Annotated in this window: 26 protein-coding genes; 13 read left to right on the top strand and 13 right to left on the bottom strand. The window is 51.1% G+C overall.

The window, feature by feature from the left end:
• Window positions 1–254: 254 nt before the first annotated feature.
• Together ACXAG2_RS04630 and ACXAG2_RS04625 are read left to right on the top strand one after the other, a co-directional pair.
• Window positions 255–1,571, top strand: coding sequence for a Na+/H+ antiporter NhaC family protein (locus ACXAG2_RS04630; RefSeq protein WP_474864886.1), 1,317 nt, complete (start codon window positions 255–257; stop codon window positions 1,569–1,571).
• Window positions 1,572–1,586: 15 nt separating this feature from the next.
• Window positions 1,587–2,753, top strand: a complete 1,167-nt coding sequence (locus ACXAG2_RS04625; RefSeq protein WP_474864884.1) for an MFS transporter — start codon at window positions 1,587–1,589, stop codon at window positions 2,751–2,753.
• Between the two features lie 20 nt (window positions 2,754–2,773).
• Here the strand turns inward: ACXAG2_RS04625 and envZ are convergent, their stop codons facing one another.
• The 11 genes from envZ to prmA all read right to left on the bottom strand — a co-directional run bounded on the left by envZ (window position 2,774) and on the right by prmA (window position 14,458).
• Window positions 2,774–4,090 (bottom strand): two-component system sensor histidine kinase EnvZ, encoded by a 1,317-nt coding sequence (gene envZ / locus ACXAG2_RS04620; protein WP_349590632.1) that lies wholly within the window; start codon window positions 4,088–4,090, stop codon window positions 2,774–2,776.
• Window positions 4,091–4,105: 15 nt separating this feature from the next.
• The gene (ompR, locus tag ACXAG2_RS04615; protein ID WP_119503088.1) at window positions 4,106–4,828 is read right to left on the bottom strand and encodes an osmolarity response regulator transcription factor OmpR; all 723 of its coding nucleotides are present in this window, start codon (window positions 4,826–4,828) and stop codon (window positions 4,106–4,108) included.
• Window positions 4,829–5,011: 183 nt separating this feature from the next.
• A complete protein-coding gene (gene nhaD / locus ACXAG2_RS04610) occupies window positions 5,012–6,259 on the bottom strand; it encodes a sodium:proton antiporter NhaD (RefSeq protein WP_474864882.1) in 1,248 nt (415 codons plus the stop codon).
• Window positions 6,260–6,420: 161 nt separating this feature from the next.
• Window positions 6,421–7,323: a phosphoribulokinase gene (locus ACXAG2_RS04605; protein WP_119503087.1), complete on the bottom strand. Its 903-nt coding sequence runs from the start codon at window positions 7,321–7,323 to the stop codon at window positions 6,421–6,423.
• A 148-nt stretch (window positions 7,324–7,471) separates the two neighbouring features.
• Complete coding sequence (locus ACXAG2_RS04600) at window positions 7,472–7,864, bottom strand: phosphate-starvation-inducible PsiE family protein (protein ID WP_474864881.1); 393 nt, start codon at window positions 7,862–7,864, stop codon at window positions 7,472–7,474.
• Between the two features lie 194 nt (window positions 7,865–8,058).
• Window positions 8,059–9,354: a phosphoribosylamine--glycine ligase gene (purD, locus tag ACXAG2_RS04595; RefSeq protein ID WP_474864879.1), complete on the bottom strand. Its 1,296-nt coding sequence runs from the start codon at window positions 9,352–9,354 to the stop codon at window positions 8,059–8,061.
• Between the two features lie 19 nt (window positions 9,355–9,373).
• Complete coding sequence (locus tag ACXAG2_RS04590) at window positions 9,374–10,186, bottom strand: class I SAM-dependent methyltransferase (RefSeq protein WP_474864996.1); 813 nt, start codon at window positions 10,184–10,186, stop codon at window positions 9,374–9,376.
• A gap of 154 nt (window positions 10,187–10,340) precedes the next feature.
• Complete coding sequence (gene purH, locus ACXAG2_RS04585; RefSeq protein WP_474864877.1) at window positions 10,341–11,939, bottom strand: bifunctional phosphoribosylaminoimidazolecarboxamide formyltransferase/IMP cyclohydrolase; 1,599 nt, start codon at window positions 11,937–11,939, stop codon at window positions 10,341–10,343.
• An 89-nt stretch (window positions 11,940–12,028) separates the two neighbouring features.
• Entirely contained in the window at window positions 12,029–12,322 is a 294-nt protein-coding gene (gene fis, locus ACXAG2_RS04580; RefSeq protein ID WP_018982332.1) for a DNA-binding transcriptional regulator Fis, read from the bottom strand.
• A gap of 31 nt (window positions 12,323–12,353) precedes the next feature.
• Window positions 12,354–13,352, bottom strand: a complete 999-nt coding sequence (dusB, locus tag ACXAG2_RS04575) for a tRNA dihydrouridine synthase DusB (protein WP_474864875.1) — start codon at window positions 13,350–13,352, stop codon at window positions 12,354–12,356.
• Between the two features lie 224 nt (window positions 13,353–13,576).
• Complete coding sequence (prmA, locus tag ACXAG2_RS04570; RefSeq protein WP_474864874.1) at window positions 13,577–14,458, bottom strand: 50S ribosomal protein L11 methyltransferase; 882 nt, start codon at window positions 14,456–14,458, stop codon at window positions 13,577–13,579.
• A gap of 183 nt (window positions 14,459–14,641) precedes the next feature.
• On the opposite strand from prmA, the gene ACXAG2_RS04565 reads away from it, so the two are divergent.
• The 11 genes from ACXAG2_RS04565 (at window position 14,642) to ACXAG2_RS04515 (ending at window position 25,103) form a co-directional block, all read left to right on the top strand.
• Window positions 14,642–15,436: a substrate-binding periplasmic protein gene (locus tag ACXAG2_RS04565; RefSeq protein ID WP_474864872.1), complete on the top strand. Its 795-nt coding sequence runs from the start codon at window positions 14,642–14,644 to the stop codon at window positions 15,434–15,436.
• A 194-nt stretch (window positions 15,437–15,630) separates the two neighbouring features.
• Complete coding sequence (locus ACXAG2_RS04560) at window positions 15,631–17,847, top strand: FepA family TonB-dependent siderophore receptor (protein WP_474864871.1); 2,217 nt, start codon at window positions 15,631–15,633, stop codon at window positions 17,845–17,847.
• A gap of 60 nt (window positions 17,848–17,907) precedes the next feature.
• Window positions 17,908–18,720 carry a DUF3450 family protein gene (locus ACXAG2_RS04555; RefSeq protein WP_474842080.1) on the top strand — a complete coding sequence of 271 codons (813 nt, stop codon included), beginning with the start codon at window positions 17,908–17,910 and terminating at the stop codon, window positions 18,718–18,720.
• A gap of 1 nt (window position 18,721) precedes the next feature.
• Complete coding sequence (locus ACXAG2_RS04550; protein ID WP_474842078.1) at window positions 18,722–20,050, top strand: MotA/TolQ/ExbB proton channel family protein; 1,329 nt, start codon at window positions 18,722–18,724, stop codon at window positions 20,048–20,050.
• A complete protein-coding gene (locus ACXAG2_RS04545) occupies window positions 20,050–20,433 on the top strand; it encodes a MotA/TolQ/ExbB proton channel family protein (RefSeq protein ID WP_119503076.1) in 384 nt (127 codons plus the stop codon). Before ACXAG2_RS04550 ends, ACXAG2_RS04545 begins: the two co-directional genes overlap by 1 nt.
• Window positions 20,426–20,833: an ExbD/TolR family protein gene (locus ACXAG2_RS04540; RefSeq protein ID WP_119503075.1), complete on the top strand. Its 408-nt coding sequence runs from the start codon at window positions 20,426–20,428 to the stop codon at window positions 20,831–20,833. The genes ACXAG2_RS04545 and ACXAG2_RS04540 overlap by 8 nt, the downstream gene beginning before the upstream one ends.
• 9 nt (window positions 20,834–20,842) lie before the next feature.
• Entirely contained in the window at window positions 20,843–21,466 is a 624-nt protein-coding gene (locus ACXAG2_RS04535) for an energy transducer TonB (RefSeq protein ID WP_474864869.1), read from the top strand.
• The gene (locus ACXAG2_RS04530) at window positions 21,466–22,836 is read left to right on the top strand and encodes a tetratricopeptide repeat protein (RefSeq protein ID WP_474864867.1); all 1,371 of its coding nucleotides are present in this window, start codon (window positions 21,466–21,468) and stop codon (window positions 22,834–22,836) included. Before ACXAG2_RS04535 ends, ACXAG2_RS04530 begins: the two co-directional genes overlap by 1 nt.
• A complete protein-coding gene (locus tag ACXAG2_RS04525) occupies window positions 22,836–23,132 on the top strand; it encodes a hypothetical protein (protein WP_303572385.1) in 297 nt (98 codons plus the stop codon). The genes ACXAG2_RS04530 and ACXAG2_RS04525 overlap by 1 nt, the downstream gene beginning before the upstream one ends.
• A gap of 13 nt (window positions 23,133–23,145) precedes the next feature.
• Window positions 23,146–24,768: a PepSY-associated TM helix domain-containing protein gene (locus ACXAG2_RS04520; RefSeq protein WP_474864865.1), complete on the top strand. Its 1,623-nt coding sequence runs from the start codon at window positions 23,146–23,148 to the stop codon at window positions 24,766–24,768.
• Window positions 24,765–25,103 carry a DUF3325 domain-containing protein gene (locus tag ACXAG2_RS04515; protein WP_474864863.1) on the top strand — a complete coding sequence of 113 codons (339 nt, stop codon included), beginning with the start codon at window positions 24,765–24,767 and terminating at the stop codon, window positions 25,101–25,103. Before ACXAG2_RS04520 ends, ACXAG2_RS04515 begins: the two co-directional genes overlap by 4 nt.
• 21 nt (window positions 25,104–25,124) lie before the next feature.
• On the opposite strand, the gene ACXAG2_RS04510 is transcribed toward ACXAG2_RS04515, so the two are convergent.
• Window positions 25,125–25,418, bottom strand: coding sequence for a high-potential iron-sulfur protein (locus ACXAG2_RS04510; protein ID WP_119503070.1), 294 nt, complete (start codon window positions 25,416–25,418; stop codon window positions 25,125–25,127).
• A gap of 183 nt (window positions 25,419–25,601) precedes the next feature.
• Window positions 25,602–26,258 (bottom strand): flavin reductase family protein, encoded by a 657-nt coding sequence (locus ACXAG2_RS04505; RefSeq protein ID WP_474864861.1) that lies wholly within the window; start codon window positions 26,256–26,258, stop codon window positions 25,602–25,604.

Genomic DNA, 26,258 nt, shown 5'->3' with positions numbered 1-26,258 from the left:
TAATTAAAGCACTGATTCACTTCTTCATATTACACCTTTCTTCTGCTCCTTGTTTGCAGTGCCAGCCGGGTATCTCCATGCCGGTAACCGCTCGCCTGTATGACGGATGAAAATCGTCATGCAGAAGGATTACATAAGATAGCGTGAAATAATATAGGCTAAAGTCTCTGTTTTACCGCTGTTTAACGTTCACGCGGACAGTGTGTTTACGATAAAATCCTTTCCGGATTCATCTGCACAATCAACGAGGTCCCGTGCAAAAGTCAGCACCTGCTCAATTTCTGGGGCTAACACCTATATTGTTTTTTGTTGTCACTATGCTGATTGCCGGCATTATCAGCGACGACATTACCGCTATGCCAGTTCTGGTAGCCCTTTTCCTGGCCGCCGGATATGCCCTGCTGCTGAACCCGAAGGGTCAGAAGCTCACTCTGAATGAGAAGATTGCGCAATTCTGCGAGGGGGCGGGTAACAAGAACATTATTTTGCTGGTGCTGATATTTCTACTCGCCGGCGCATTCTATTCGCTGACCATCGATATCGGCGCGCGGGATGCCACCGTCAACCTGGCGTTAAGCGTAATACCAACGCCAATGATATTGCCGGGTCTGTTTATCATCTGTTGTTTTATTTCTTTTTCCATGGGCACATCTACCGGCACTATCACGGCGCTGGCTCCCATCGGACTCGGACTGGCTGATGGGCTGGGTGTGTCACCGGCATTGCTGGCCGGTGTGGTCGTTGGCGGAGCCATGTTTGGTGACAACTTATCCTTTGTGTCAGACACCACCATCGCGGCGACCCGCAGTCAGGGCGTCAGGCTGACCGACAAATTTAAGGCTAACCTGCTTATCACCCTGCCGGCATCTGTGATCACCATTATCATTCTGGCATTTGTCAGCGTGGCGGATACCAGTTCGTTACAGCAGGGTGATTACGAACTCATCCGCATTCTGCCCTACATGCTCATTATTGCCTGTGCACTGGCAGGATTGAATGTGGTCCTGGTGCTCGCTATCGGTATCGGGTCCGCAGGGGGTATCGGCCTTATCACCGGTAGTTTCGCACCTATGGGGATGTGGCAAAGTATACAAACCGGCCTGGGATGGATGCAGAATCTGTCGGTCATCGCTCTGACAATCGGTGGTATTGTCAGTCTGATGCATGCTTACGGCGGTATTACCTGGCTGATTCAGGTGCTAACCCGGCGTGTGCAAAGTCGTCAGGGGGCAGAGTACAGTATTGCGGCTCTGGTCAGTTTGCTGGATTTATCCACGGCGAATAACACGATTTCTATCGTGGCAGCCGGTCCGATAGCCAGCGATCTGAATAAACAATATGGCGTTGACCCCCGTCGTACAGCCAGCATTCTGGACGTGTTTTCGTGCAGTTTTCAGGGGCTGGTGCCCTACGGTGCGCAAATCCTCACAATCGCCGCTGTGGGCGGGCTATCTCCGCTGTCCGTTTCCATGTATTGTTGGTACCCCATGTTACTGTTCGTGTTTGGTGTGCTGGCGATTGCGTTTAATATTCCTAAGTTCGTTACAGAAAATGGTAGTCATGACGTCTGACGGTAAGGCGTGCTTGTGAGCCGCCGGCCGGTTACCGCGATTATATTTGGCGGATTTTTTCTGTTCGGGATGCTTTTTATTCTCTGGGGCGTTTTGCTGCCGGAGATTGCCGCCGATCTTGCAATGAGTGAAACCGTCAGCGGAGCATTGTTCCTGCTATTCTCGCTGGGGATGATGCTGGGTGCTCTTTTTGGCGGCAAATACGTCAGTAAATTCGACTTTCTTTATCTGCTGGCTTGGTTGTGTGCTGTGGATGCGGTGCTGGTGTTCGGGGTCTCCCTGATGACCGCCTGGCAAGGGATGCTGCTGATGGTGTTTCTCACCGGTGTGGTGAGCTCTGCGGTGATCACCATCGGACATACACTCATAGCCCAATTGTACGCAGAGAAGCGGTTTGCCATGATGGGGGTGATGGACTTTATGTTCAGCCTCGGTACTTTCGCTGCGTCTTTCTATGTGACCCTGATCTACACCTTTTCTCATGAGTGGCAGAAGCCGCTGCAATTTCTGACCTTCCTTCTGCTTTGCGTGTCGGCCTACACATTTATGATTGCAGGACAGCACAGAAAACTGAGCAAAGGCAAACCGGCAGAAAAGAAATCGTCACTCAAATACATGGATATGCTCAGGCAGCCTGTGTTTCTGCTGCTGTGTCTGGTGAGTTTCGGCTACGGGGCGGTGGAGTTCGGTAATGCGAACTGGTTTGTCAGTTACGCAAAAAACGATGGTTACGATGGTGAACAGGCCCGTAATCTGCTGGCGTGTTTCACTGCCGGTATGACATTAAGCCGGCTGATTTTTTCCTGGTTCCTGCGCTATTACAGTGTTTACCGGTTAATGATAATTCTGGCCACCATGACCCTTGCCGGTGCTTTCGGTATTAAGCTTGCCGGAGGCAGTGTGGCTATTGGCAGCTTCAATTTCCTGCTCGGGTTGGGATTAGGGGGTCTCTTTCCTCTGGTACTTTCGGCGGCAATGAATGTGGATCCGTCAAAAGGTCCGGTTTTGTCCGGGATTTCGTTGATTGGGAATGCTATCGGGGTGCAGGTAGCCTCTTTTGCCACCGGATTCTGGGCCAGTTTTCAGGGGCTTCACATCGCCTTCTGGATCATCCCGCTTGCCAGCATATGGCTGTGGAGCACCACCTGGTATTACAGTCGCCAGATTAAGCAGCAGGTATAGCAGTAATGACTGAATGGCGGCTAGTGAGCGCCGGGTAGCCAGAATTCCGCGACCAGGCCACCTTCGGGGTGATTCCTGAGTGTGATGTTGCCGAAGTGCATATTGATAATTTTACGGGTTATAGCCAGACCCAGCCCTGAGCCCAGACTGCCCCTTGCTTTATCTCCCTGTTTGAACGGCATAAAAGCGTTATCCAGCTCGTTGTCAGGGATGCCGGGGCCGAAGTCGCGGATGCGGCAATAAACCCGTTGTTTCGCGCGGTCAAAGAAGGTACTTATCGAAATTTTGTCACCGCCGTAGCGGAAGGCATTTTCAATCAGGTTATCCAGTACCCGCTTGATGGCTACCGTGCGTACCGGCGTATCCGGCAAAGAAGTCAGTTTCAGGGTGATATGATGGCTTTCGTAACGCTCATGCACCCTTACCATATCACCGATAAGCGTATTCAGATTGGCATTTTCCCATTCGCCGGTACGGTCAAAGCGGGCGTATTCAATAAACTGATCGATGATTGCATTCATATCTTCGATGTCTTCATTGATGCCGTCACGCACCCACTCACTTTCTTCCGGCAGCATTTCCGAAGCCAGCCTGATTCGGGTAAGCGGGGTACGTAAATCATGAGAGATACCGGCGGTCATTAATGTCCGCTCATCCTCCAGTTGCTTTATACCCTGATTCATCCGGTTGAATGCGCGGGTCACTTCCCGCATTTCGCTGCTGCCCTGTTCTTTCAGCGGGGGCGGAAACTGTCCTCTGCCAACCTGCAATGCGGCCTGCTGCAGCGCCTGCAGCGGCCGGTTAAGATGGCGTACAAACCACCAGCCGCCGGTCACACTCAAAATACCGATTACCATCAAATACATGGTGGGGGGCGGTGAAATATGGGCGTCGTTGCCGCCTATCAGCGGAATACTGACCCAGATATTCGGTCGCGTGCTGAGAGATATCCACACCCGGTAAGGCTCGCTGCCAACGGCGGTTTCAGCTGTACTGATCCGCACATCTGCTTTGACACCAATTTGGGAGGATACCTGTGAAGACATGAAATTATAGTGTGTGGCATCACGCAGACCCTGCTGCAGCGCCTGCTCCGTGGTCATGATTTCGACTTTGGTTTGTTTTGCGTAGGCCAGCCGTTGCTCAAGAGGCGCGCTCATCAGCCCCTGCGACTGCACGCTTTGTACCTGCGTTGCCAGCAAACTGCTGATCTGCTGGGTGGTAGGACGCACAAAATAGTAGGTGACTGACAAATAGGATACCACCTGATTGATCAGCAGCAGTACACCGATCAGCAGTACGGTTTGTCCGAATGCACTTTTAGGAAGCAGCCTCACGCAAGGAACATCATCTTATGCTGCGCCACCATCAGGCACAAACACATAGCCAAGGCCCCATACCGTCTGAATATAGCGCGGGCTTGCCGGGTCTTTCTCCAGCATGCGACGTAGACGGGAAACCTGAACGTCGATACTCCGTTCCAGCGCGCTGTAATCACGGCCACGGGCCAGATTCATCAGTTTGTCCCTTGAAAGCGGTTCTCTGGGGTGGGTGACCAGTGATTTAAGCACAGCAAATTCGCCGCTGGTTAACGACAGCGGCTTACCTGCGGCTGTCATTTCGCGGGTAGCGAGGTTCAGGCTGTAATCACCGAACTCAACAATTTGCTCGTCTCTGGACGGTGCGCCGGGCGCTTCTGTGGTTTTGCGTCGTAATACGGCTTTGGCACGGGCCAGCAGTTCGCGGGGATTAAACGGCTTGGGCAGGTAATCATCGGCACCCATTTCCAGGCCGATAATGCGGTCGACTTCGTCACCCTTGGCTGTGAGCATGATGATGGGCATGTCGTTTTCTGCCTGTCGCATGCGCCGGCAGATAGATAAACCATCTTCACCCGGCAGCATCAGGTCCAGAACCATCAGATGGAAGTTCTCACGCTCAAGCAGGCGGTCCATTTGCTCTGCATTGGCTGCGCTGCGCACCTGAAAGCCCTGTTCAACAAGATAACGCTCCAGCAGGCTGCGAAGGCGCATATCATCATCGACAACAAGTATTTTGGACGTTTCCTGACCCATGGTTGTTATTCCTGAACAGTGGCTGTGTAACCAGTAATAAAAAGCAGTACGCCGCGCAAAACGGCGGGTACTGTCTTAAGTTACCTTAACTATAACCACTTCAGGTCACGGACAAAAGCACAGAGATGTTGCGAATGTCCGTGGAATGTTACAAATAATGTCAGCCGGGCATCAGGTCTGCCGTCAGCCGAGTACCAGGTCCGCCATCAGCAGAACCATGGCAAAACCGAAAGAGTAAGCCACCAGTAGCAGCAAGGCGAATTTGCCGTACTTAGCGAAGGTCAGCCCTTTCACTTTACTCATGGTAACAATCCCCGCCGAAGAGCCGATGATCAGCAGTGAACCCCCTACGCCAACGGCATAGGTAAACGCCATCCACTCCGCGGTAGACATGGATATATCAGCTTTCAGCAGTGCGGCTGTCAGTGGCACGTTATCAATCATTGAAGACAGCACGCCCATGATGAAGTTTGCGCCGGTTGACGGGAAGATGTTGTACACCTCAAGCAATGCACCCAGTGCATGAATATGGTCCAGCATACCAACCAGCAACAGTACACCGAGGAAAAACAGCAGGGTGTCGAACTCAATGAGGCGGATGTAGTCCAGGATTGGGTCATGATACTTCTCTTCGCCCATGAAGGTCGCGACCAGGAACATGACAGCCATACCAGCCAGGAAACACAGCATCGGTGGGATGGAAAACAGAACGTTGGCAACCAGAGTTAGTATGATGGTGGATAAGAATATACCGGCAATGACATAGTCAACGGAACGCATATCATGACGGGTTTTCTTTATCTTCACGGTGCCGTTCATACCAATACTCAGCATCATTGCCAGGAATAGTACGGCGGATAGGGACGGAATGATGAGCAGCAGCAACTGGGTGATAGTGACCTTGCCGTCGAGGAAAATCATCAGTGTGGTCACATCGCCGGTGATGAGTGACACGCCGCCGGAGTTCACTGCAAATACCACCAGCACCGCAAAGCGCATGGTCTGGTTAAACGGTAATCCCAGTGACAGTACCATGGCTATGGACACCAGAGTGGCGGTGATGTTGTCTGCCAGAGAAGAGAAACAGAAACTGAAGATGGCGGTGAAGAAGATAAGTTTTCGCAGCGTAATTTTGGCCGGCATGATGATATTGAGCATATTCTCAATCATGCCTTTACGGTTAAGGTAAGCAACAAAGGTCATGGCAGCAACGAGGAACAGCCACAGGGTGGAGATTTCGCTGATGTTTTCAGTAAGGTGTTCGTTGAGCTCTTCTAAACCGGGCCCGCGGTTAGCGTTTATAAAGAGAAGGATCCAGGCAAGTGTTCCGAGAAAAAGCGTCGTTTTGGCTTTGTTTACGTGAATGACTTCTTCGAATACGACGCCAAGTAACGCCAGTACAGCTATGCCGATGAGTACATAATCCAGCATGGTTTTTACCCCCAAATTGTAAGGGGTAAATTATACGTTCTCAGGGCCCGCGGCTGAACGCCCGGTGCGTTGTAAACCGCGGAAAATCAGTTATATCCGTTATGCATTTGAATGATGAAAACACAATGAAAACGGGCTGTTAACGGCTATGTACGATTTGCTTACTGCTCGCTCACCCAGTCCATCTGACTGCCTGCCCGACGCTTCTGATCAAGGATATCTTCAATCAGCGGTGTGAGAATTAATTCCATCGCCAGACCCATTTTTCCACCCGGTACCACCAGGGTATTAATGCGGGACATAAAGGCGCCGTCGATCATTTGCAGCAGGTACGGATAATCAACGTTTTTCATTTCACGGCGGAATCGCACGACGACAAAACTCTCATCCTGGGTAGGGATCTCCCGGGCGCTGAACGGGTTAGATGTATCGACAGTGGGAACACGCTGGAAATTAACGTGAGTGCGGGAAAACTGCGGTGTGATGTACTGAAAATAATCGTCCAGTCCGCGCACGATACTGCTCATCACCGCTTCACGGGAGTGTCCCCGGTCAGTGGTATCGCGGACAATTTTCTGGATCCACTCGAGGTTTACAATCGGTACCATGCCTACCAGCAAATCTACATGGCTCGCCACGTCATTTTCTTCTGTGGCAACGCCACCGTGCAGACCTTCATAGAACAGTAAGTCAGTGTTTTCCGGCAGCGCCTGCCAGGGCGTGAATGTGCCCGGCATCTGGTTAAACGGGACGGCTTCATCAAAGGTATGCAGATACTGGCGGAATTGTCCGGTGCCGGTTTGTCCGTATTCTTTAAACAGGGTTTCGAGTAATTCAAAATCGTTGGCGCGGGGGCCGAAGTAACTGATATGGCGGCCCTGTTCCTGCGCTTTGCGGATTTCCACCTCCATTTCCGGACGGGTAAAACGGTGGAAGCTGTCACCGCCAACCACTGCCGCATTGACATTCAGGTTACGGAAGATGTGCGTGATCGCATTTGTCGTTGTTGTGGTGCCTGCGCCGGAAGAACCGGTGATGGCAATAATCGGATGTTTGGCTGACATAATCACAGAATAGGAATACCGGACTTCTGTTATAAGCTGGCAGCACGGAAGAATCAAGGGGAACTATGTTGCAGAATAAGTCCGCAACGGGTTCGAAATTCACCTGATTTATAGTGCCCGGCCATTGCCGGGCGTGCTTTGTACGCCGTTAACAGGGAGGATTCAGATGCCGGTTTTTCAGTTTCTCCAAACTGATTTTATCTTTCAGACTCATGATCACTGCGGCAATACTGAGCAACAAGATACTGCTGGACTCATAAAGAAGCACAATTTTATCCAGCTCTTTGCTTTGCAAAATAATCATGCGGCTGAGCGCTGTCATGGCGATGATCAGCGGCAACGTAACCGGAATCCGGCTGCTGTTATAGTACGCGGCCAGCATGCCGATGACTTCGGCGTAGATGAACAATAGCAGCAGATCTGAAAGTTCAACCTTACGCTGATGAAACATATGCATGATTTCATCGCCCACAGCAACCAGCGTCGCCAGCATAATGAGGATCAGCAACAGTTTTTCAATTTGCTCGATAAATTTTGCCATATCTGACTATATTGAAGCGTTTTTGTACAGACCTGTAAGACTAATTGGAAAGTGCCGGCGGGCACACCGTGCTTTGGTCGTATATAACGGGGAATTTTCCGGGGCTGTCGGGTTACGACCAGAGAATAAGGTCTTTCTTTGGGGGAAGGGGAAGAAAAGGTAAAAAGAAAGGGCGCCGCAGCGCCCTTACCGGATTATGCCTGACCGCTTGCTTCGCGGGCGATAGCGCGGTATGCGATATCTGTTCTGAAATACACATCTTTCCAGCAGATGGTATTCAGTAATTCATAGGCTTTCTGCTGAGCTTCGGTAACATTGTTGCCCAATGCAGTAGCGCATAGTACACGACCGCCTGCAGTCACTACCTTACCGTCTTTCATGGCAGTGCCGGCATGGAAAACTTTGCCTTCGTGAGCAGCAGCTTTATCCAGCCCTTCAATGACATCACCTTTGTCGTAACTGCCCGGGTAACCCCCTGCAGCCAGTACAACACCAACCGCAGCGCGCTCATCAAAATCAATGGTTTTGCCGGCCAGTCCACCTTTACAGGCCAGTTGGCACATTGCCACTAAATCAGACTGCAAACGCATCATGATAGGCTGGGTTTCAGGATCGCCGAAACGGCAGTTGTATTCGATAACCTTTGGCGTACCGTCTGCCATGATCATCAGGCCTGCATACAGGAAGCCTGTATAAGGATTCCCTTCACTTGCCATACCTTCAACGGTAGGCATGATGACTTCCTTCATTACGCGGTCATGGATTTCCTGCGTCACAACCGGAGCCGGTGAGTATGCACCCATACCGCCGGTGTTCAGACCAGAGTCACCGTTACCTGCGCGTTTGTGATCCTGGCTGGTGGCGAAAGGCACAACATTTTTACCGTCTACCATCACGATGAAAGAGGCTTCTTCACCATCAAGAAACTCTTCGATTACCACGCGGCTGCCGGCGTCACCAAATGCGTTACCTGCAAGCATGTCACGGATGGCATCTTCAGCTTCCTGTAACGTCATCGCAACGATAACACCTTTACCGGCGGCCAGACCGTCAGCCTTCACGACAATCGGTGCACCTTTTTCACGCACATAGGCGATAGCGGGATCGATTTCAGTGAAGTTCTGGTATTCCGCTGTAGGAATGGCATGGCGGGCTAAGAAATCTTTAGTAAACGCTTTGGAGCCTTCCAGTTGGGCCGCAGCTTGTGTCGGTCCGAAAATCATCTGACCGGCAGCCTGAAACGCGTCAACAACACCTTCAACCAGCGGCGCTTCAGGGCCGACAATGGTTAAGTCAATCGCGGTGTCTTTGGCAAACGCCAGCAAACCTTCGATGTCTGTTACACCAATATTCACGTTTTTCAGCTTAGGTTCAGTGGCTGTGCCTGCATTACCCGGCGCAACATAAACAGTGGAGACAGAGTCAGATTGTGCGGCTTTCCACGCTAATGCGTGTTCACGGCCACCGCTGCCAATAACTAGTACGTTCATCAAAGCGTTCCGTTATCTCTTATTCAGGTTTAATAAATTTAAGTGTCATCCGGTTGCTTTCACCAACAGACAGATACTTTGCCTGATCTTCTTCGCCTAAGCGCAGTGAAGGTGGCAAGGTCCACACGCCTTTAGCGTGATCGGCATTGTCTGCAGGGTTAGCATTTACGTCACTTTCAGCTACCAGTTTGAAACCGGCAGCTTCAGCAGCATCGATAACAAAGGATTTTTTCATATAACCGCTGCTTTTCATTGCTTCGTCAGCAGCGGATTCCGGTAATTCATGATCAACTACACCCAGGATGCCGCCGGGCTTCAGGGCTTTGTAGAACGACTTAAACGAGCTGGTCACGCCTTCTTTATCGCCGCCCATGTACCAGTTATGGACATTACGGAAGGTCAGCACTGCGTCTGCGCTGCCGTCAGGGGCAATGTCAGGGCTCTTTGAAGGATGGAAAGCCGTAATCGTGGCACCTTCATAAGGGCCGCCCGCTTTGGCTTTTTCTTTGAAGCCGTTGAGCGAACCGGCGTAATAACCCGGTGCACCGTCGAACATAAAGAAGTGCGCTGCAATATAGTTGCCGTCGTCTTTTAATAAAGGTGCAAGAATATCGGCATACCAGCCACCGCCGGGCCAGATCTCAACAACGGTCATGTCCGGTTCAATACCGAAAAAGCGCAGAGTTTGTTGAGGATGACGGTATTCGTCACGGGCTTTGGCATCCGCTGAGCGGTTATCGTTTTTTACCGCATCGGTAATAGCGTCTGCGCTGGCCAGTGTTGATGTGAGTGAAGCAGATACAGCAAGCAAAGAAGCGGCAATTACACGCATCGTGGTCTTCATAATTGATCCTTAATTGTTTTAACGGTGCATAGCATTTTTAAAGTAATACCTTGTACTGCAGCAGCTAGGTTAACGCAGGACAGTAAAAACGCAAAAGGGTTGTGGCGAAAGCCACAACCTTTACCGTAAACAACTTTTTCAATTAATGGCGGAAGTGACGCATGCCGGTGAATACCATAGCAATGCCATGTTCATCGGCTGCTGCGATAACTTCATCGTCACGCATTGAACCGCCCGGCTGGATTACCGCTTTGATACCGGCAGCCGCGGCTGCATCAATACCGTCACGGAACGGGAAGAATGCATCAGATGCCATTACTGAACCTGCCACTTCCAGGTTCTCATCAGCCGCTTTAATACCGGCGATTTTCGCAGAATACACACGGCTCATCTGGCCTGCACCCACACCGATGGTCATGCTGTCTTTAGCATAAACGATAGCGTTAGATTTCACGTATTTTGCTACTTTCCAGCAGAACATCAGGTCGCGTAATTGCTCTTCTGAAGGTTGTACTTTAGATACGACTTTCAGATCTTCCATATCCACCATGCCAAAATCACGTTCCTGAATTAACAGGCCGCCGTTAACACGTTTGAAGTCGAAACCGTCGGTGAGCTGACCCTGCCAGTCACCACACGCGAGCAGACGTACGTTTTTCTTTTCAGCAACGATGGCTTTCGCTTCTTCGCTGACAGTAGGGGCAATGATGACTTCAACGAATTGACGGTCAACAATGGCTTTCGCTGTGTCGGCATCCAGTTCACGGTTAAACGCGATGATACCGCCGAAAGCAGAAGTCGGGTCAGTTTTGAAAGCGCGGTCATAGGCTTCAAGGATGTTGTCACCCAGCGCCACACCACAAGGGTTTGCGTGCTTAACAATGACACAAGCCGGTACGTCGAATTCTTTCACGCATTCCAGCGCTGCGTCGGTATCTGCAATGTTATTGAAAGACAGTTCTTTACCCTGAAGCTGCTCAGCGGTAGCAACAGACGCTTCCTGAATGTTGTTCTCAACATAGAAAGCCGCAGACTGGTGGCTGTTCTCGCCGTAACGCAGATCCTGCTTTTTGCTCATCTGCACGTTGAACGTACGGGGGAATTCACTGTGCTCGTGCTCACAGTCGTCTGCGCACTCAACAGAATCAATACGCGCGCCGAAGTAGTTGGCAATCATGCCGTCATATTCTGCGGTATGTTCGAAAGCTTTAATGGCCAGGTCGAAACGTGTCTGGTACGTCAGTGAACCTGCATTTTCTTCCATTTCAGCAAGCACGCGGCCGTAATCGGCGGCTTTAACCACAATCGTCACATCTTTGTGGTTTTTCGCTGCGGCGCGAACCATCGTAGGGCCACCGATATCGATGTTCTCAATCGCGTCTTCCAGCGTGCAATCGTCTTTTGCGACAGTGGCAGCGAACGGGTAAAGGTTCACTACAACCAGATCAATTGGCGCGATATTGTTCTCAGCCATTACACCTTCGTCCTGACCGCGACGACCCAGAATGCCGCCGTGGATTTTCGGGTGCAGAGTTTTCACACGACCGTCCATGATTTCAGGGTGGCCAGTGTGTTCTGAAACCTCTTTAACCGGCAAACCGGCTTCCGCCAGTAATTTTGCCGTACCGCCGGTAGATAGCAGTTCAACGCCTTTGTTGTGTAATGACGTGGCAAATTCAACGATGCCGGTTTTGTCAGAAACACTTAACAGGGCGCGCTTGATAGGTTTAGGTGTTTGCATAGTGGTGTTGAGCTCTTTGCGTAAGTTAACGAGTGGAACAAAAAAGAGCACCGTTTGGTGCTCTTAAAGTCGGGCTAAGCCCTTTAATCTTAGTTCATGCCGTACTGCTTCAGCTTTTTGCGCAGTGTGCCACGGTTGATGCCCATCATGATGGCGGCGCGTGTCTGGTTGCCGCGGGTGTAAGTCATTACTTCTTCCAGTAACGGCGCCTCAACTTCAGCCAGAACAAGTTCGTACAGATTATCGATGTTAGCGTTGTCCAGTTGCTTCAGGTATTTGTTTACCGCTTGCTTTACTGAGTCACGCAGAGGCTTCTGTGCCTGAGTTTGTGAAGGAGTAGTTACTGTTGTAGTAAAAGGTGAAGTCACATTTTGATCGAACATAATACTTTCTTGCTCTATTAGTTAGTCATTACTATGCCGCAGGAGAGATCTGTCGCTTATCTCTCGTTTGCAGCGATTGAAAATACGCATCAAGGGCGTTGAGTTGAGCGTCAGCTTCCTCAAGACCATTGAATGTCCGGCGAAACTGATTTTCCGTGTCGTGCTCCGCGAGATACCACCCTACGTGCTTCCGGGCTATTCTCACACCCATAATGCCGCCGTAGAAGTCGTGTACATTTACAACGTGCTCATGCAATACCGCTTGCTGTTCTGACAACGAAGGAGGCGGCAAGTTTTCACCTGTATGCAGGTAATGTTGGATTTGTTTAAAAATCCACGGATTACCTTGCGCACCGCGCCCAATCATTACGCCGTCAGCACCGGTATACTCAAGTACGAAACGTGCTTTTTCCGGAGAAGTAATATCACCATTTGCGATTACAGGAATAGACACCGCCTGTTTAATGGCACGAATGGTGTCGTATTCTGCATTTCCCCGGTACATACAAGCCCGCGTTCTGCCGTGAACTGCCAGCGATTGTATGCCGTTCTGCTCCGCAATCCGGGCAATGTCTGCCCCGTTACGGTTATCTGTGTCCCACCCTGTACGGATTTTCAGAGTGACTGGTACGTCAACAGCGTCTACCACTGCCCGGACAATGCTTTCTACAAGCTCCGGGTACTGCAAGAGCGCTGAACCAGCTAATTTCTTATTCACCTTTTTGGCCGGACAACCCATGTTGATATCGATGATTTGCGCACCGTTCTCAACGTTAAATTGTGCCGCCTGCGCCATCAGGTCAGGATCTGCGCCGGCAATCTGTACCGAGCGGATCCCGTCTTCACCGGTATGATCCATACGATGCATGGATTTTGCGGTTTTCCAGACCTTGGGGTTGCTGGACAACATTTCAGATACAACTAACCCTGCCCCCATTCTCCTGCACATCTGCCGGAAGGGCCTGTCTGTCACGCCAGCCATAGGCGCGAGCATCAAATTGTTCTGGAGTGTGTGAGGTCCGATTCGCATACTTTACAGCCAACTGTTGCGCAGAATTTATACACCAGGCCAAAACGGGGCGCTAAGTTTACGTGTTTTCGCAAGCCTTGAAAAGGCTAAAAATCACACAAAATTTCAAGCCGGGCTATTGACAGTGCTGGCGAGTTTTGCGTGTGAAATAACCCGTCAGCCTTTCGCCGAAAAAGGCCACAGCCCCTGTATTTGACAGATTTCTGACAGTTTTATGAATAGATTCAGTGGGTTCTTATGCCGCTGACTCTTGCCCAATCGCCTTCTACAGCACTGGGTTCCAGGGAAAAACTGGTCTGGTAAGCTGCTTCAATTTTTTCCACCTGCTCTTCCAGAATGCCTGATAAAACGAGCTTTCCACTGGTTTTGCAGTAGGCAGTGATAACGGATTGCAGTTCTATGAGTGGCCCGCTGAGAATATTGGCCATGACCACATCGGCTTCCAGTTTGGGTTGATCTTCAGGCAGATACACACTTAAGCGGTCTTCCACACCGTTGCGGCGGGCATTTTCCATGGATGCCTGCAGGGCCTGAGGGTCGATATCAATACCGATCACTTCTTTTGCTCCCAGTTTCAGTGCCGCCAGCGCGAGAATACCTGAACCGCAACCGAAATCGACCACGGTTTTGCCTTTCAGGTCCAGGCTGTCGAGCCAGCGCAGACAGAGTGCGGTGGTAGGGTGCGTACCGGTACCGAAAGCCAGACCCGGATCGAGCATAACGTTTACCGCATCAGGGTCCGGCACGTCACGCCAGCTGGGACAAATCCACAAACGCTTACCGAACTGCATGGGATGAAAGTTATCCATCCATTCCCGTTCCCAGTCTTTATCTTCTAACTGGTCAAGTTTGTGTTTAAAGCCTTTGCCCAGCACCTTCGATTGTTCAAGTCTCTGAATCACCGCTTTCATGTCGTCGGCTGCACTGAATAACCCGACTACCTGCGTATCCGGCCACAGCATGGTCTCGCCGGGCTTTGGTTCGTACATAGGCGTGTCTTTGGCATCAACAAATGTGACAGCCTGCGCGCCATTGGCACTTAACATATTGCCAATTTGCTCTGCGTGTTCAGAGTCAGAATCGATTCGTAACTGGATCCAGGACATGGGTACTCTTTCAAGGGAAAACGTTAATCAGCAGATATTTTATCAGTTACTGCCTGCAAAACGCACCCCGCAGCGCCATTTAACCCGAATTTTGAATCCCCCCGGAAGAAGTATCCTTATGTCTGATTTCGTTTCTCACTGGCAGATGCTACTTTTATAAAAGGTATTGAGACAGGAAAACCAATGAGACTGCTGGCCAAACTGGTAATGATAGCTTTTCTGGCTGCTCCGGCATCCGGCGCCGTGGTGCGCAGTGTGGATGTGGTTTCCGGCTGGGACAAGCCACCCTATGTGATCGCTCAGGGTGATACTGGATTTGAGATCGAGCTGGTTAAATCTGTCCTTCAAAATGCCGGTTACGAACCTAACATGATGTATGTACCTATGGGCCGCTCAGTCAGACTTGTCAAAGAGCGTGATGTGGATGTGGCCCTTTCAGTGAGCCGTCGAAACGACATTCCCGAAGCCTGGTTCAGTGACGTGTATGTTGTATACCAGAATGTTGTGGTGACACTGAAGAACCGTAATTTGTCTATTGAACGGGTGGAAGATCTGAAAAACCATACCGTGGTGGCATTTCAGACAGCGTCAGAAGCTCTCGGTCCCCAATTTTCACAAGCAGTAGCAAAGCACAAGGGCTATCTTGAAATGGCCGATCAGCACCGTCAGGTCAGTATGCTGCTGCTTGGCAGTGTGGATGCTATTGTACTGGACCGGAATATTTTTGAAGCAATACGCAGTAAACATCCTAAAGGGCCGGATGTGGAAGTGACCGTACACGAACTCTTTGACGTCAGCCCTTATCATGCCGTCATTCCGAATAAACAGCTCCGGGACAAATTCAATCTTGAGTTAACGAAATTCCGTGAAAGCGGTGACTATCAGGCCCTGGCAAACGAGTTCTCGCTGATCAATTTGCTCGACAGCTATGTCCAATACCCCTTCCTGACACATCTCGAACACCCCTCCGACTATTAAAATCGATTAAAAAATATCTTTAATTATTTTAATGATCAATGATAATGATTCTCATTGGTATATATGTTTTAATACGCTTTGAACGGAAGTATAGTTAAATGATTAGAAGAGCGTTTTCACCCGCCGGTATTCCCGTGTTCTCGTAAGTTATTTTTCATCCACATAAAAACACTCTGAGTTTCAAGGAAAAAGTAATGCCTAAATTAGGTAAGATAGTACTGCTCACGTCATTATTTCCCGGCTTATCAGCCGCTGTTTTCGCGCAAGAAAATGAAGAATTAGAAACCCTCGACACCACTGTTGTTCAAGCCGCTTCAGAAGAGCTTAAACAAGCCCAGGGTGTGTCGGTTATTACAGCAGAAGATTTCAAACGTCGTCCGGTTACCAATGACATCTCCGAGCTGGTTAAAACCATGCCGGGTATCAACCTGACCGGTAACTCCAGCACCGGACAGTATGGTAATAACCGTCAAATTGATATCCGCGGCATGGGCCCGGAAAATACCCTGATTCTTATCGACGGTAAGCCTGTGCTTTCCCGCAACGCTGTCAAAATGGGTCGCTCGGGCGAACGTAATACCCGTGGTGACAGTAACTGGGTACCACCTGAAGCCATTGAAAGCATCGAAGTTATCCGTGGTCCTGCGGCGGCACGTTACGGCTCTGGTGCTTCCGGTGGTGTCATTAACATCATTACTAAAAAACCGGATGTAGCAGCAGGCAGCATTACAGTACAAACCGAAATTCCTGAAAATTCGCTGGAAGGTGGCAATAAACGCGCAGATGTTGTGGTCAGCGGCCCCTTATCTGAGCGCTTCTCTCACCGTACGGTGCTGAACTACAACAAACAGGAAGGGGATTCTCCGGATATTAACCGCGATGCCACCGTTGAGGACAGCAACGTAGCCGCTGGTGCAGAAGGGGTTGAGAATATCGATTTCCGTACGCTGGTGCGTTTTGACCAGGACGAAACCAATACCTGGGAAGTAGAAGCGGCTTACAGCCGTCAGGGTAATGAATACGCCGGTGACAACGCATTCCAGGGCGTAGATAACGCGCAAAGTCAGTTATACATTGGCCAGGAAACCAATGTTGTAAGACGTAAAACACTTTCCGGTACCCATCGCGGAACGTTCGATTTTGGCGACTCTTTCTCTTACATCCAGTTTGAAGAAACAGATAACACCCGTTTGAGCGAAGGGCTGGCCGGTGGTACGGAAGGTCGCTTCAACACCGAGACCGGTGAAACCGTGACAATCATGCTGCGCAATCTGACTGCAAAATCTGAGTGGAACATTCCGCTGGATCTGTTCGGAAAAGCCCAGACTATGACAGTGGGTGCCGAATTCCGTGGTGAGCGTCAGGATGATGCGTCGTCTAATCAGGCCGGTATTAATGTGGCTGACGGCGTTGTTATTGATGGTACTGACATTGACGCAGCCGACCGCGACCCTCACATGAGTTCAGAATTGTTCGGCCTGTACGTCGAGGACAACATCGTTCTGACCGATGACATTATGCTGACGCCGGGCGTACGTTTAGATCACCACAGCGTAGCGGGCAACAACGCGTCTCCCAGCCTGAACATGAGCTGGCAGTCAACGTCTGAAATTTCTTTCCAGGCCGGTATCAGCCGTGCGTTCAAGGCACCAAACCTGTATCAGACTAACCCGAATTATGTTTATACCACCCGGGGTAACGGTTGTCCGGTGGATTACCCCAGCCAGGGAAGCGGCTGTTCAATTCTGGGTAACCCGGATCTGGAACATGAAACGTCGGTAAACAAAGAAATCGGTATTAACTACGCTGGTAATGATGATGGCATCAATGCCGGGTTAACGTATTTCCACAACGATTATAAAAACAAAATCGTGACCGGAAATACCGCACCGATTTATGTGCTGGAAGGTAGCCGTGGCGGTAATGTTCAGGTTTTCCAGTGGTACAACACGCCGGAAGCCGTTATCGAAGGTCTGGAAGGTAACCTGCTTGTGCCGTTTACTGACGACATCGAATGGTCTGTGAATGCCACAGTGATGATTGAATCGGAAGACAAAGAAACCGGTCAGCCGTTGTCAATCGTGCCTGATTACACGATCAATACGCAGGTAGCATGGACTGTCACAGAAAACTGGGAACTGGTTGCCAGCGCCCAGCATTACGGCGAAACAGAAAGCCCGACAACCAGCACAACAAGCGGTGCAGATATTGAAAACCCTGAACCGCGTGACCCTTACACCATCGTTAACCTGAACAGTGTGTATACCTACAAAAACATCGATTTTACCATCTCAGTGAAGAACCTGTTTGATAAAACGATTTTACGTGAAGGTACGCAAACTAACGCAGGGGCGAATACCTATAACGAGCCGGGCCGTAACTGGCTGCTGTCGGCAACTTACCACTTTTGATGATACCAGCCGGTAACACAGTGTTTGTGTTACCGGTTTTTTGTAATGAAGGGAACGGGAATGAAGACAATGCAAATGGGGCATCTGAGAATACCGGCTACATGCAGTGCCGGTATTTTGCTTACTGCATCACTATTGACCGGTAACGCCATGGCTGCCGTGACAGATGATATGGACGGACTGACCCGCCAGTGGCTGCACATTGAGGCGCAGGAGCGCAAGCTGGTCATGGACTGGCAGGAACAGGAACCGGTGGTCCGTCAGCGGATCGACCTGCTGAAAGCTGAAAAATCGCAGTTGCAGAAGATTCTTGCGACCAGTAATGATTCACAGGATGACGTGGATGCCCGCCGGAATGCTCTGCTGGCCGAACAAAACACCCTTGAAAGTCAGCAGGCTGATGTAACAGGTGCATTATCTTCTCTGGTTACCCGCATCAATAGTTTATATGAAAGTCTGCCACCTCCCCTGAAGTTCAACTGGGACAAGGAAGATGCTGCGCTGGCCGGTGACGGTGGCGACAACCCTTCGCAAATTTTGCAGGTCGCACTGGCTAAATTATCCCGGCTGGAACAATTCGACAGCAAGCTCACAGTAAACGAAGACGTGCTCACGGCGCCTGACGGTAAAGAAGTGGTGGTGAAACAGTTATACCTGGGGTCACAGCTGGCCTGGTTTGCAAACAACGACGGTAGTGTGGCCGGTTCCGGCTACCCGGAGAACGGACAATGGACATGGCACTTCGATGACAGTGTTGATGGTGAAGCCATCAGCCGCGCACTGGCGGTTTTCGAGCGCCGTCAGCAACCTGAATTTATTGCACTGCCTTTGCCTTTTACTGCGCAAAATCCGGTAAGTGGCGGAGGTCGTTAAGATGAAAAGAACTTTACTACTTATTATGCTGGCGTGGGCCTCTGCTGGTGCCGGTGCACAGCAACAGGACATGCTGAACAAAATTGAAAGCGCGAAGCGCAGTCTGAACAGCGCGGAATCACGCATCGTAAAAGAGCGGGTTTCGTTGTCCTCCACCCTCAGTCAGTTAGAAAAAGACGTGATGTCTTTACGGGACAAGACTGCGGTCGCCCGCCGTCTCGCAGATGAAAAAACACTGAGTCTGAGTAAGCTGGAAGAACGCTTGTCTGAATGGAAAGAACAGCAAACCTATCAACAGAACCTGCTCAACCGATTCCTGCAACAGCAGGGCTTACCGTTTAATGAAGTCAACGCCATGGACACCGCCGCGAAAATGGCGGCAGTGTCTGACGCTGCAGTGAAAACCGCCTCTCTGCCCGGCTGGCAGCCCCGTACGCTGGTGCTGGAAAACGGTGAACTGGCCAGTGTACCGTCACTGTCGGTAGGACCGGTTACCTGGTTTAAACATAATGATGCGGTAGGACTGGCTGAAACCGTATCCGGCAGACTGCAAACCAAAGGGATGTTGCCCTCAGGACTGGCGGCAACTATGCAGGAGCAGGCGGGCACCGTTGTACTGGACCCGACCCTTGGCCGTGCACTTACCCGTGAGTCTGCAAACGAAGGTGTGATTGAGCACGTGGTGAAAGGCGGTATTTGGGTAGTCCCTATTTTACTGTTCGCGTTGATTGCTACGGTTATCGGTCTGCTTAAAGTAGTGCAACTGCTTCGTCTGCCTAAAGTGATTCCGGTGCGGTCCCAGGCGATGCTGGATAAGATTCTGCAGTCAGGTGGCGCGGCCCGTGCCCAATTTAAAGGCATGCAGGAAGATTTACTTAAAATTGCTGAGCAGGCGGTAACGTTCCGTGACCGTGACGATCAGCTGTTCGTACAACTGCAACAAGACCGGCAGACCCTGGATAAGTGGATCAATGCTGTGGCTGTTACTGCCGCTGTGGCTCCGCTGCTGGGACTGCTGGGCACTGTAAGCGGAATGATCGAAACCTTCCGCATGATGACATCATTCGGCTCAAGCGACCCTGAAGTGATTTCCGGCGGTATCGCCAAAGCACTGGTGACGACGGAGCTGGGTTTGATCGTCGCTATTCCTGCACTGATCCTGAACGCTCTTCTTAGCCGCAAAGCGCGCCAGTACTACACAGAACTGGAGAACTTTGCACTTATTTTAAGTGGCGACGAGGGCAACAGTCATCAGGAAGAGCTTGATGCGCAGGCGCGGGATACTGACACTGAATTGTCAGGGGCCGGACATCCATCCGGAGCAGGCTGATGATTGAATTATTCACCGGCAACCCCTTGTGCTGGGTCATGGTACTGACCGGCTGGTTTGCCTTTCAGCAAATCTGGATGCTGTACCTGAACCGGTTCGACAAGGACGTTCGCAGTAAAGACAGCGACCCGTTAATGACGCCGTCCGTGCTGGTAGGGGCGTTGCCGCTGATGGGGCTGCTTGGCACCATCATGGGATTACAGGGCAGCTTTACCGGCATGATGACCGACGGGGCTGACAGTCAAATCGTGTCTGCAGGTATTGCCGATGCGTTATTTACCACTCAGCTGGGGCTGGTGATGGCCATCCCGGGCTGGTTATGTTTGTCATATGTGAAAGGACATCTGCACGATACGCAGGAAGGTGAGGTGAAACATGGCTAGTCGATTACAACGCCGGCTGGAAGCACAACCCATTCAGTCTATTGATATGTCACCACTGCTGGATGTGGTGTTTATTCTGTTGATTTTCTTCATCGTTTCCACGGTGTTCGTTAAAGAAACCGGGGTCGAAGTAGATAAGCCCCAGGCCATCTCGGCACAAAAGCTGGACCAGATGTCCATTCTTATTGCCATCACTGCAAATGGTGAGGTGATGTACGACAGCACCAACATCGGTGTTGCCGGGGTACGGGGAACGGTAGAGCAACTGATGGTGCAGGAAGTGCGTCCGGTGGTACTGCAGGTCGATAAAACCGTGTCGACAGATCTGCTGGTGGAAGTGATTGATGCCGCCAAAATGGCCGGTGCTGTTGACGTCAACATTGCCACAGCAAAATTGTGAGGATGCAGAATGAAAAAGCAACTTTCAGCATTTTTACTCAGCGGCGGTGTCATGGTGGTGTCGCTGGGAATACTGACTCTGGGTTATTACTTTAACAGTGAAGACGGCCCTGAGCTTGAAGTCAGACAGCTTGATATCGCCATTGCACAGCCGCCCCCGCCGCCGCCCCCTCAAAGTCAGCAGGTGACTGAACAGGCAGATGTGAATATGCAGGTGGAAGGTGCTGGTGCGCCGGTATCGATGGCCGATATTCAGGTGGATCCGGAAATTGAAATTGATAAACCGGAGCGGCCGGACGTGGCAATGGCACAACCTGACTGGGCTGCACCGGAAATAGACTGGGAGGCTTATGCTCTCAGTGAACTGGACGGCAAACCTACCTTGCTGACTCCGGTAAAAATCCGGTTCCCGAAAAAACTGAAACATCGCGGTATTGAACGGGTTGTGGTGAAGCTGGATGTAATGATTGATGAGAAGGGTGACGTCACCCTGATTGATATTGTCGACAACCCGCATCATGAACTTAATAAGGAAATTCAGCGCTTTGTGAAAGGCAGTAAATTCACTGCTCCGCACAAAGCCGATCACGCTGTCAGAGCAAGATTTATCTGGCCTGTGGAGATTGAAGCATAATGAAAAAATTCACGTTTAAACGATTAGGATGCTGTGCGTTACTACTTGCTTTCACAGCGGGCGCGCAGGCAGAGGTTAAAGTATCGCTGGAAGAGCCGGTCTGGGAATTTAGTTACCGCGCCGGTAAAAGCGATGCCCACAGGAACAGAGTAAACCGTGACGAAGGTGAGTTCTTTCATAACGTACAGCCGTTGCTGCAAAAGCAGGATTTCAAAGGCGTAGAGCAAGCCTGGAACACCTACCGTCAGGAACACGAAAAAGTCAGTGCCATGCTGCATGAAATGATGGGCCAGGTGTTTTTAAGCTTAAAGAAAAACAGTGAAGCGAAAAAACACTTCGAACTGGCGTTGAAGGAAGATCCTTCATCGTCAACTTCACACCGTGGCCTGAGCATGATTTATATGCTTGATGAAGCTTACGAAAAGGCCCGTGAACATGTGGTGGCTTCGCTGGCACTCGGGGTGTCTGACAGTCAGGTGTATGGCCAGCTCGGATACCTTAATCTGCAACTGGAAAAACCCCGCAGTGCTACCGCAGCCTATCAGAATGCCATGATGCTGGAACCCGGTAATGCCCAGTGGGCGCAGGGTCTGCTGTTTGCGCTGATTGCCAGTGACGCACTTCCCCAGGCGTCTTCACTGGTGGGAGAAATGCTCAGTGAAAAGCCAGACAGCGCAAGGTTATGGCTGCAACGCAGTCAGATTGCGATGAAAAGTCAGGATGATCTCACTGCTATCAGCAGCCTGGAAACGGCGCTGTCTCTGGGGGAAAAGCGTGCGGAAAATCTCACGACTCTGGCAAAACTTCATGTGAAGTCCGGCAGTCCGCATCGTGCGGTTGCGCTGCTTAACGATAACGTCAGTACGTTGCTGGCCGGCAACAGTGATGGCGCAGAGACCATGTTAAGTATTGCTAACTGGCTGGCGGCCAGTCAGGACTGGCAAAACCTGGGTGCTCTGGTCAGTACATTGGATAAAAACGCTAAACGCCTTGATAGCAGTAACACAGCAATGCTGAACGTTATGAAGGCGAACCTCGCCATTGCGAAGGATCAGAACAGTAAAGCGCAGGACTACCTGCTGACTGCTATTAAAGCCGCGCCGGCGAACGGTGATGCGCTGATGACGCTGGCAGCACTTCTGCGTAAAGAGAAGAAAGACGAACGTGCAAAAATGTATTACCTGCGTGCCGAAGCACTCCCCGAATATAAAGAACGGGCCATGCTGGGACGGGCACAGGTCGCCATTAATCAGAACGCTTACGCTGATGCACTGACGTTGCTTCGTCAGGTGTACAAATCGAATCCGGGACGCAGTGATTTACTGAGCAATATTCAGTCTCTGGAAAATATTGTGAAGAACTCATCATAATGACAACACAGCATCTCCCTTTCTATTCAGCACCTGCGTTTACGGTAACTGTCAGAGTCATTCTGGCGGTGGCGGGTGGTTATGCGGCGGCTACCGCAATCAGTTTGTTGCTGGCGGCCGGGTCAGAGGTGTCCGGCCGCCAGGAAATTGCCTTTATCCGTATGGTGTTTTTCCTTGCATGGACGGTTTATATCATCTGGATATTCGCCATCAATAACCATGTAAAAGCCTTCATCACCGCGCTGGCAATTAACGCAGCGGCGTGGGGACTGGTGTGGTCCGGTGTAGCGTCATGAAGGGGAGACGGCAATGAAAGGTTCACTCAGACAGTCGATGACCTGGCTGCATACATGGAGCAGCATCACCGCGGGCTGGATCCTTTTCGCGATATTTTTCACCGGTACGCTGGCATTTTTCAGAAGTGAAATTACTCACTGGATGCAGCCTGAATTGCATGTGTCTGTGCCGGCTGAGAACAGCGCTGAAGTGGCGTACCGCTATCTGCAGGGCAAGGCCCCGGGGGCTCAGGAATGGCAAATTTCTTTACCGGGACCCAGAGAAGAAACGGTCAGTGCAAGCTGGCGCAATGGCGGGGAAGATCGCCAGCAAATGCGTTCGCAGCGTGCCGTGCTGAATGCGTCTACCGGTGAGGAGCTGACGCCGAGAGAAACCGCCGGTGGCAATTTTCTGTACCGCTTCCACTTTGAACTATACGGTGTACCGCGGGCTGCCGGTGAGACCTTTGTCGGCATTGTCAGCATGATGATGCTCATTGGTATTGTCAGCGGCGTGATCATGCACCGTAAAATTTTTGCAGATTTTTTCATGTTCAGGCCAAAGAAGAAGCTGCTTTCCTGGATAGACGGGCACGTTCTGGCATCCGTGCTGGCGCTGCCATTTCATCTGATGATCACATTCTCCGGCTTGTTACTGTTAGGAGGCACTTTGCTTCCGTGGAACGGCAGTGGTGGTGGACATGGTGGTCCTCCCGGTGGCGGAGGTCCGCAGGGACAGGGCGGGCCGCAACGGGGCGCACCGCAAGCGCGGGCAATACAACATAAGCCGGCAGCGCCAGTTGTGGACAATAGCGCCCTGCTGGCACAGGTTATGGCCAGTGCTTCTGCTGAATGGGGCGTACCTGCTGACCGCATCACCATTAAAAATCCGGGCACAGATAAAGCGACATTTTCTGTATCCGGTCCCAACCGTGTTGAGTTATCCGCCGGTCGTGGCGGGAACAGCGGGCTGGTTTTTAACTCTGAAGGTGAAATTCTTAAAGTAGAAGAGGCGTCTTCTGCACCGAATACCAGCCAGGCAATTTATAACTATATGGATATGCTGCATCAGGCCCGTTTTGCCGACAGTATTACCCGCTGGCTGCTCTTTTTTGCCGGTATCCTGGGCACGTTAATGGTGGGGACCGGTTCTATCCTTTGGGTAGAGAAGCGCGCCAAAAAGCAAATGGGACGCAGAGGTTTCGAACTGGTGAGAGGCACGAACATTGGCGCTATCGCCGGGTTGATGGTGGCTACCGGTGCTTATTTCTGGGCGAACCGCCTGTTGCCTGCAGAATTAGCGACGCGCAGTGACTGGGAAATACGTAGCTTTTTCATTGTGTGGGGGCTTTGTGTGGTAGCCGGACTGTTCAGACGCGACCGGAAAGGCTGGCTCTGGCAAACGCTGGCGGCTGCAGTGCTCTTCACCTTTATTCCGTTGCTGGATGTCGCTACATCACCTGTCCCGGTGCCTGATACGTTAAGGATCATATTCGATGCAGCCTGTGTTATCCTGGCCGCGCTGGCCTGGTATGCGGTGAGTAAGCTTAAGGCAGAACCTAAGTCAAAACGCGCGCCGTCAGGCCGCAAAGACAGCCCTGCCCGCCGGAGACGGCCTGCACCGGAAGCGGGCAGCACCGGGGAGCAGACAGCATGATGACATTTTTGTGTTTACTGCTTTGCATTGCCGGTTTCCTGCACTTTTCTATGGCTAATCCGAAACATTTCCGTGCGGTCACCGGTGATGAGATTGAAAATGTGCCCGGGGGCAGGCTGATATTTCAGACGCTGGCACTGTGTTTTCTGACTGTAGGGACGTTTCCGGCGATAGCCGGCTGGCAAACTGAAATCGGACTGGTTGTGTGGTGCGGATTGCTGCATGTGGCAGCGGTACTGGTATCTTTGCTGTTTACTTATCAGCAGGATGCGCTGGCATTTGTATGGCGCTGGTGTGTGCCGGGAGGCTGGCTTCAGCGGGTATTACCCCGCTGATCCAACTACCCGGGTTCAAACTTAGCCCGGACGTTTTACCCAGGCACTGCACCAGCCATTGGTGTTAACCAGTTTACCCGGGAAAATGGCGCAGGGACGGTGAGCTTGTCCGTCCTCACCCTGAATGTACATGCAATTACCGCACTGAGACCCTTCCACCGTTGATTTCGGGGTATATTTCAATGCCTGTGCTGTGGGGTCGTCGGTCTGCAGTTGCTCCTGTGCCTGTGCGCGAAGTGCAGTGCCACCTAACGTCAAACCGATCAGTGTGGTGCCTGACAGTTTTAGGAAATCACGACGGTTCACATTACTCATAATTTGCTCCCATAAAGCTTAAACGAGAATGATTTGTTTTTATTTGGTCTTATAACGTAAAAAACCTGCCGCGATGACAGGTTTACCATGACGATAGTTATACGACACATTTACGGGACTGCCAAATCGTTCCGTCACATATTTGATGTAGATTAACTTTTCTTCACCGCAGGACCTGTGCATTTACGCGTTTTTACCTGCCAGCGTGACGGGTTTGTCCGGTTTCGCATAGGCATAACGGGCGATGGGTTCCGCAAGGTGGTATGTATCCAGCCCGCTGATACAGGCAAGATTCATTTTCTCCAAATCCAGTTGTCCGTCCTCACCGGTGGCCCCTTCCATCACGTAAATATCAAGCACCCTGCCAATGACCAGTACTGTCTGATTACATTGCAGCGTGGTTATTTCTTCTGCCGCCATGGCCATACGCAAAGGACTTTGGGCGACAAATGGCGCGGCGAATCCGTCTTCTTTCAGCGGTGTTAAGCCTGTGGCATCAAACTCACTGGTGTGTTCATCATAGCGGGCGGAAGTCTGATGAGCTTTATCTGTCCAGCCGGCGCTGACTGCATTAATGGTGTACACACCTGTTTCACGAATATTTTCCAGCGTTTGCCGTGGCACAGTATGCGGACGTAACAACATGCCCTGAAGAGGAGGATGCGCCCCCACGTGAAATACAGAGCTGATAATGGCCAGGTTATCCCGTTTACCGTCAGTGGTGCCCACAAGGTTGGCCCCTTTGTAGCCTGACAAGCAGTTGATCAGGTTCGTTCGGGTCTGTTTTTCCAGCTCATTAATAGCAGCAGAGGAAAAATGCCGCATGGACGGGTCAGTCAT

The sequence above is a fragment of the Alteromonas sp. ABH4_456 genome, assembly GCF_056160645.1.
The sequence above is the reverse complement of the archived record's forward strand: the minus strand, read 5'-3'. Positions and strand labels throughout refer to the sequence as shown.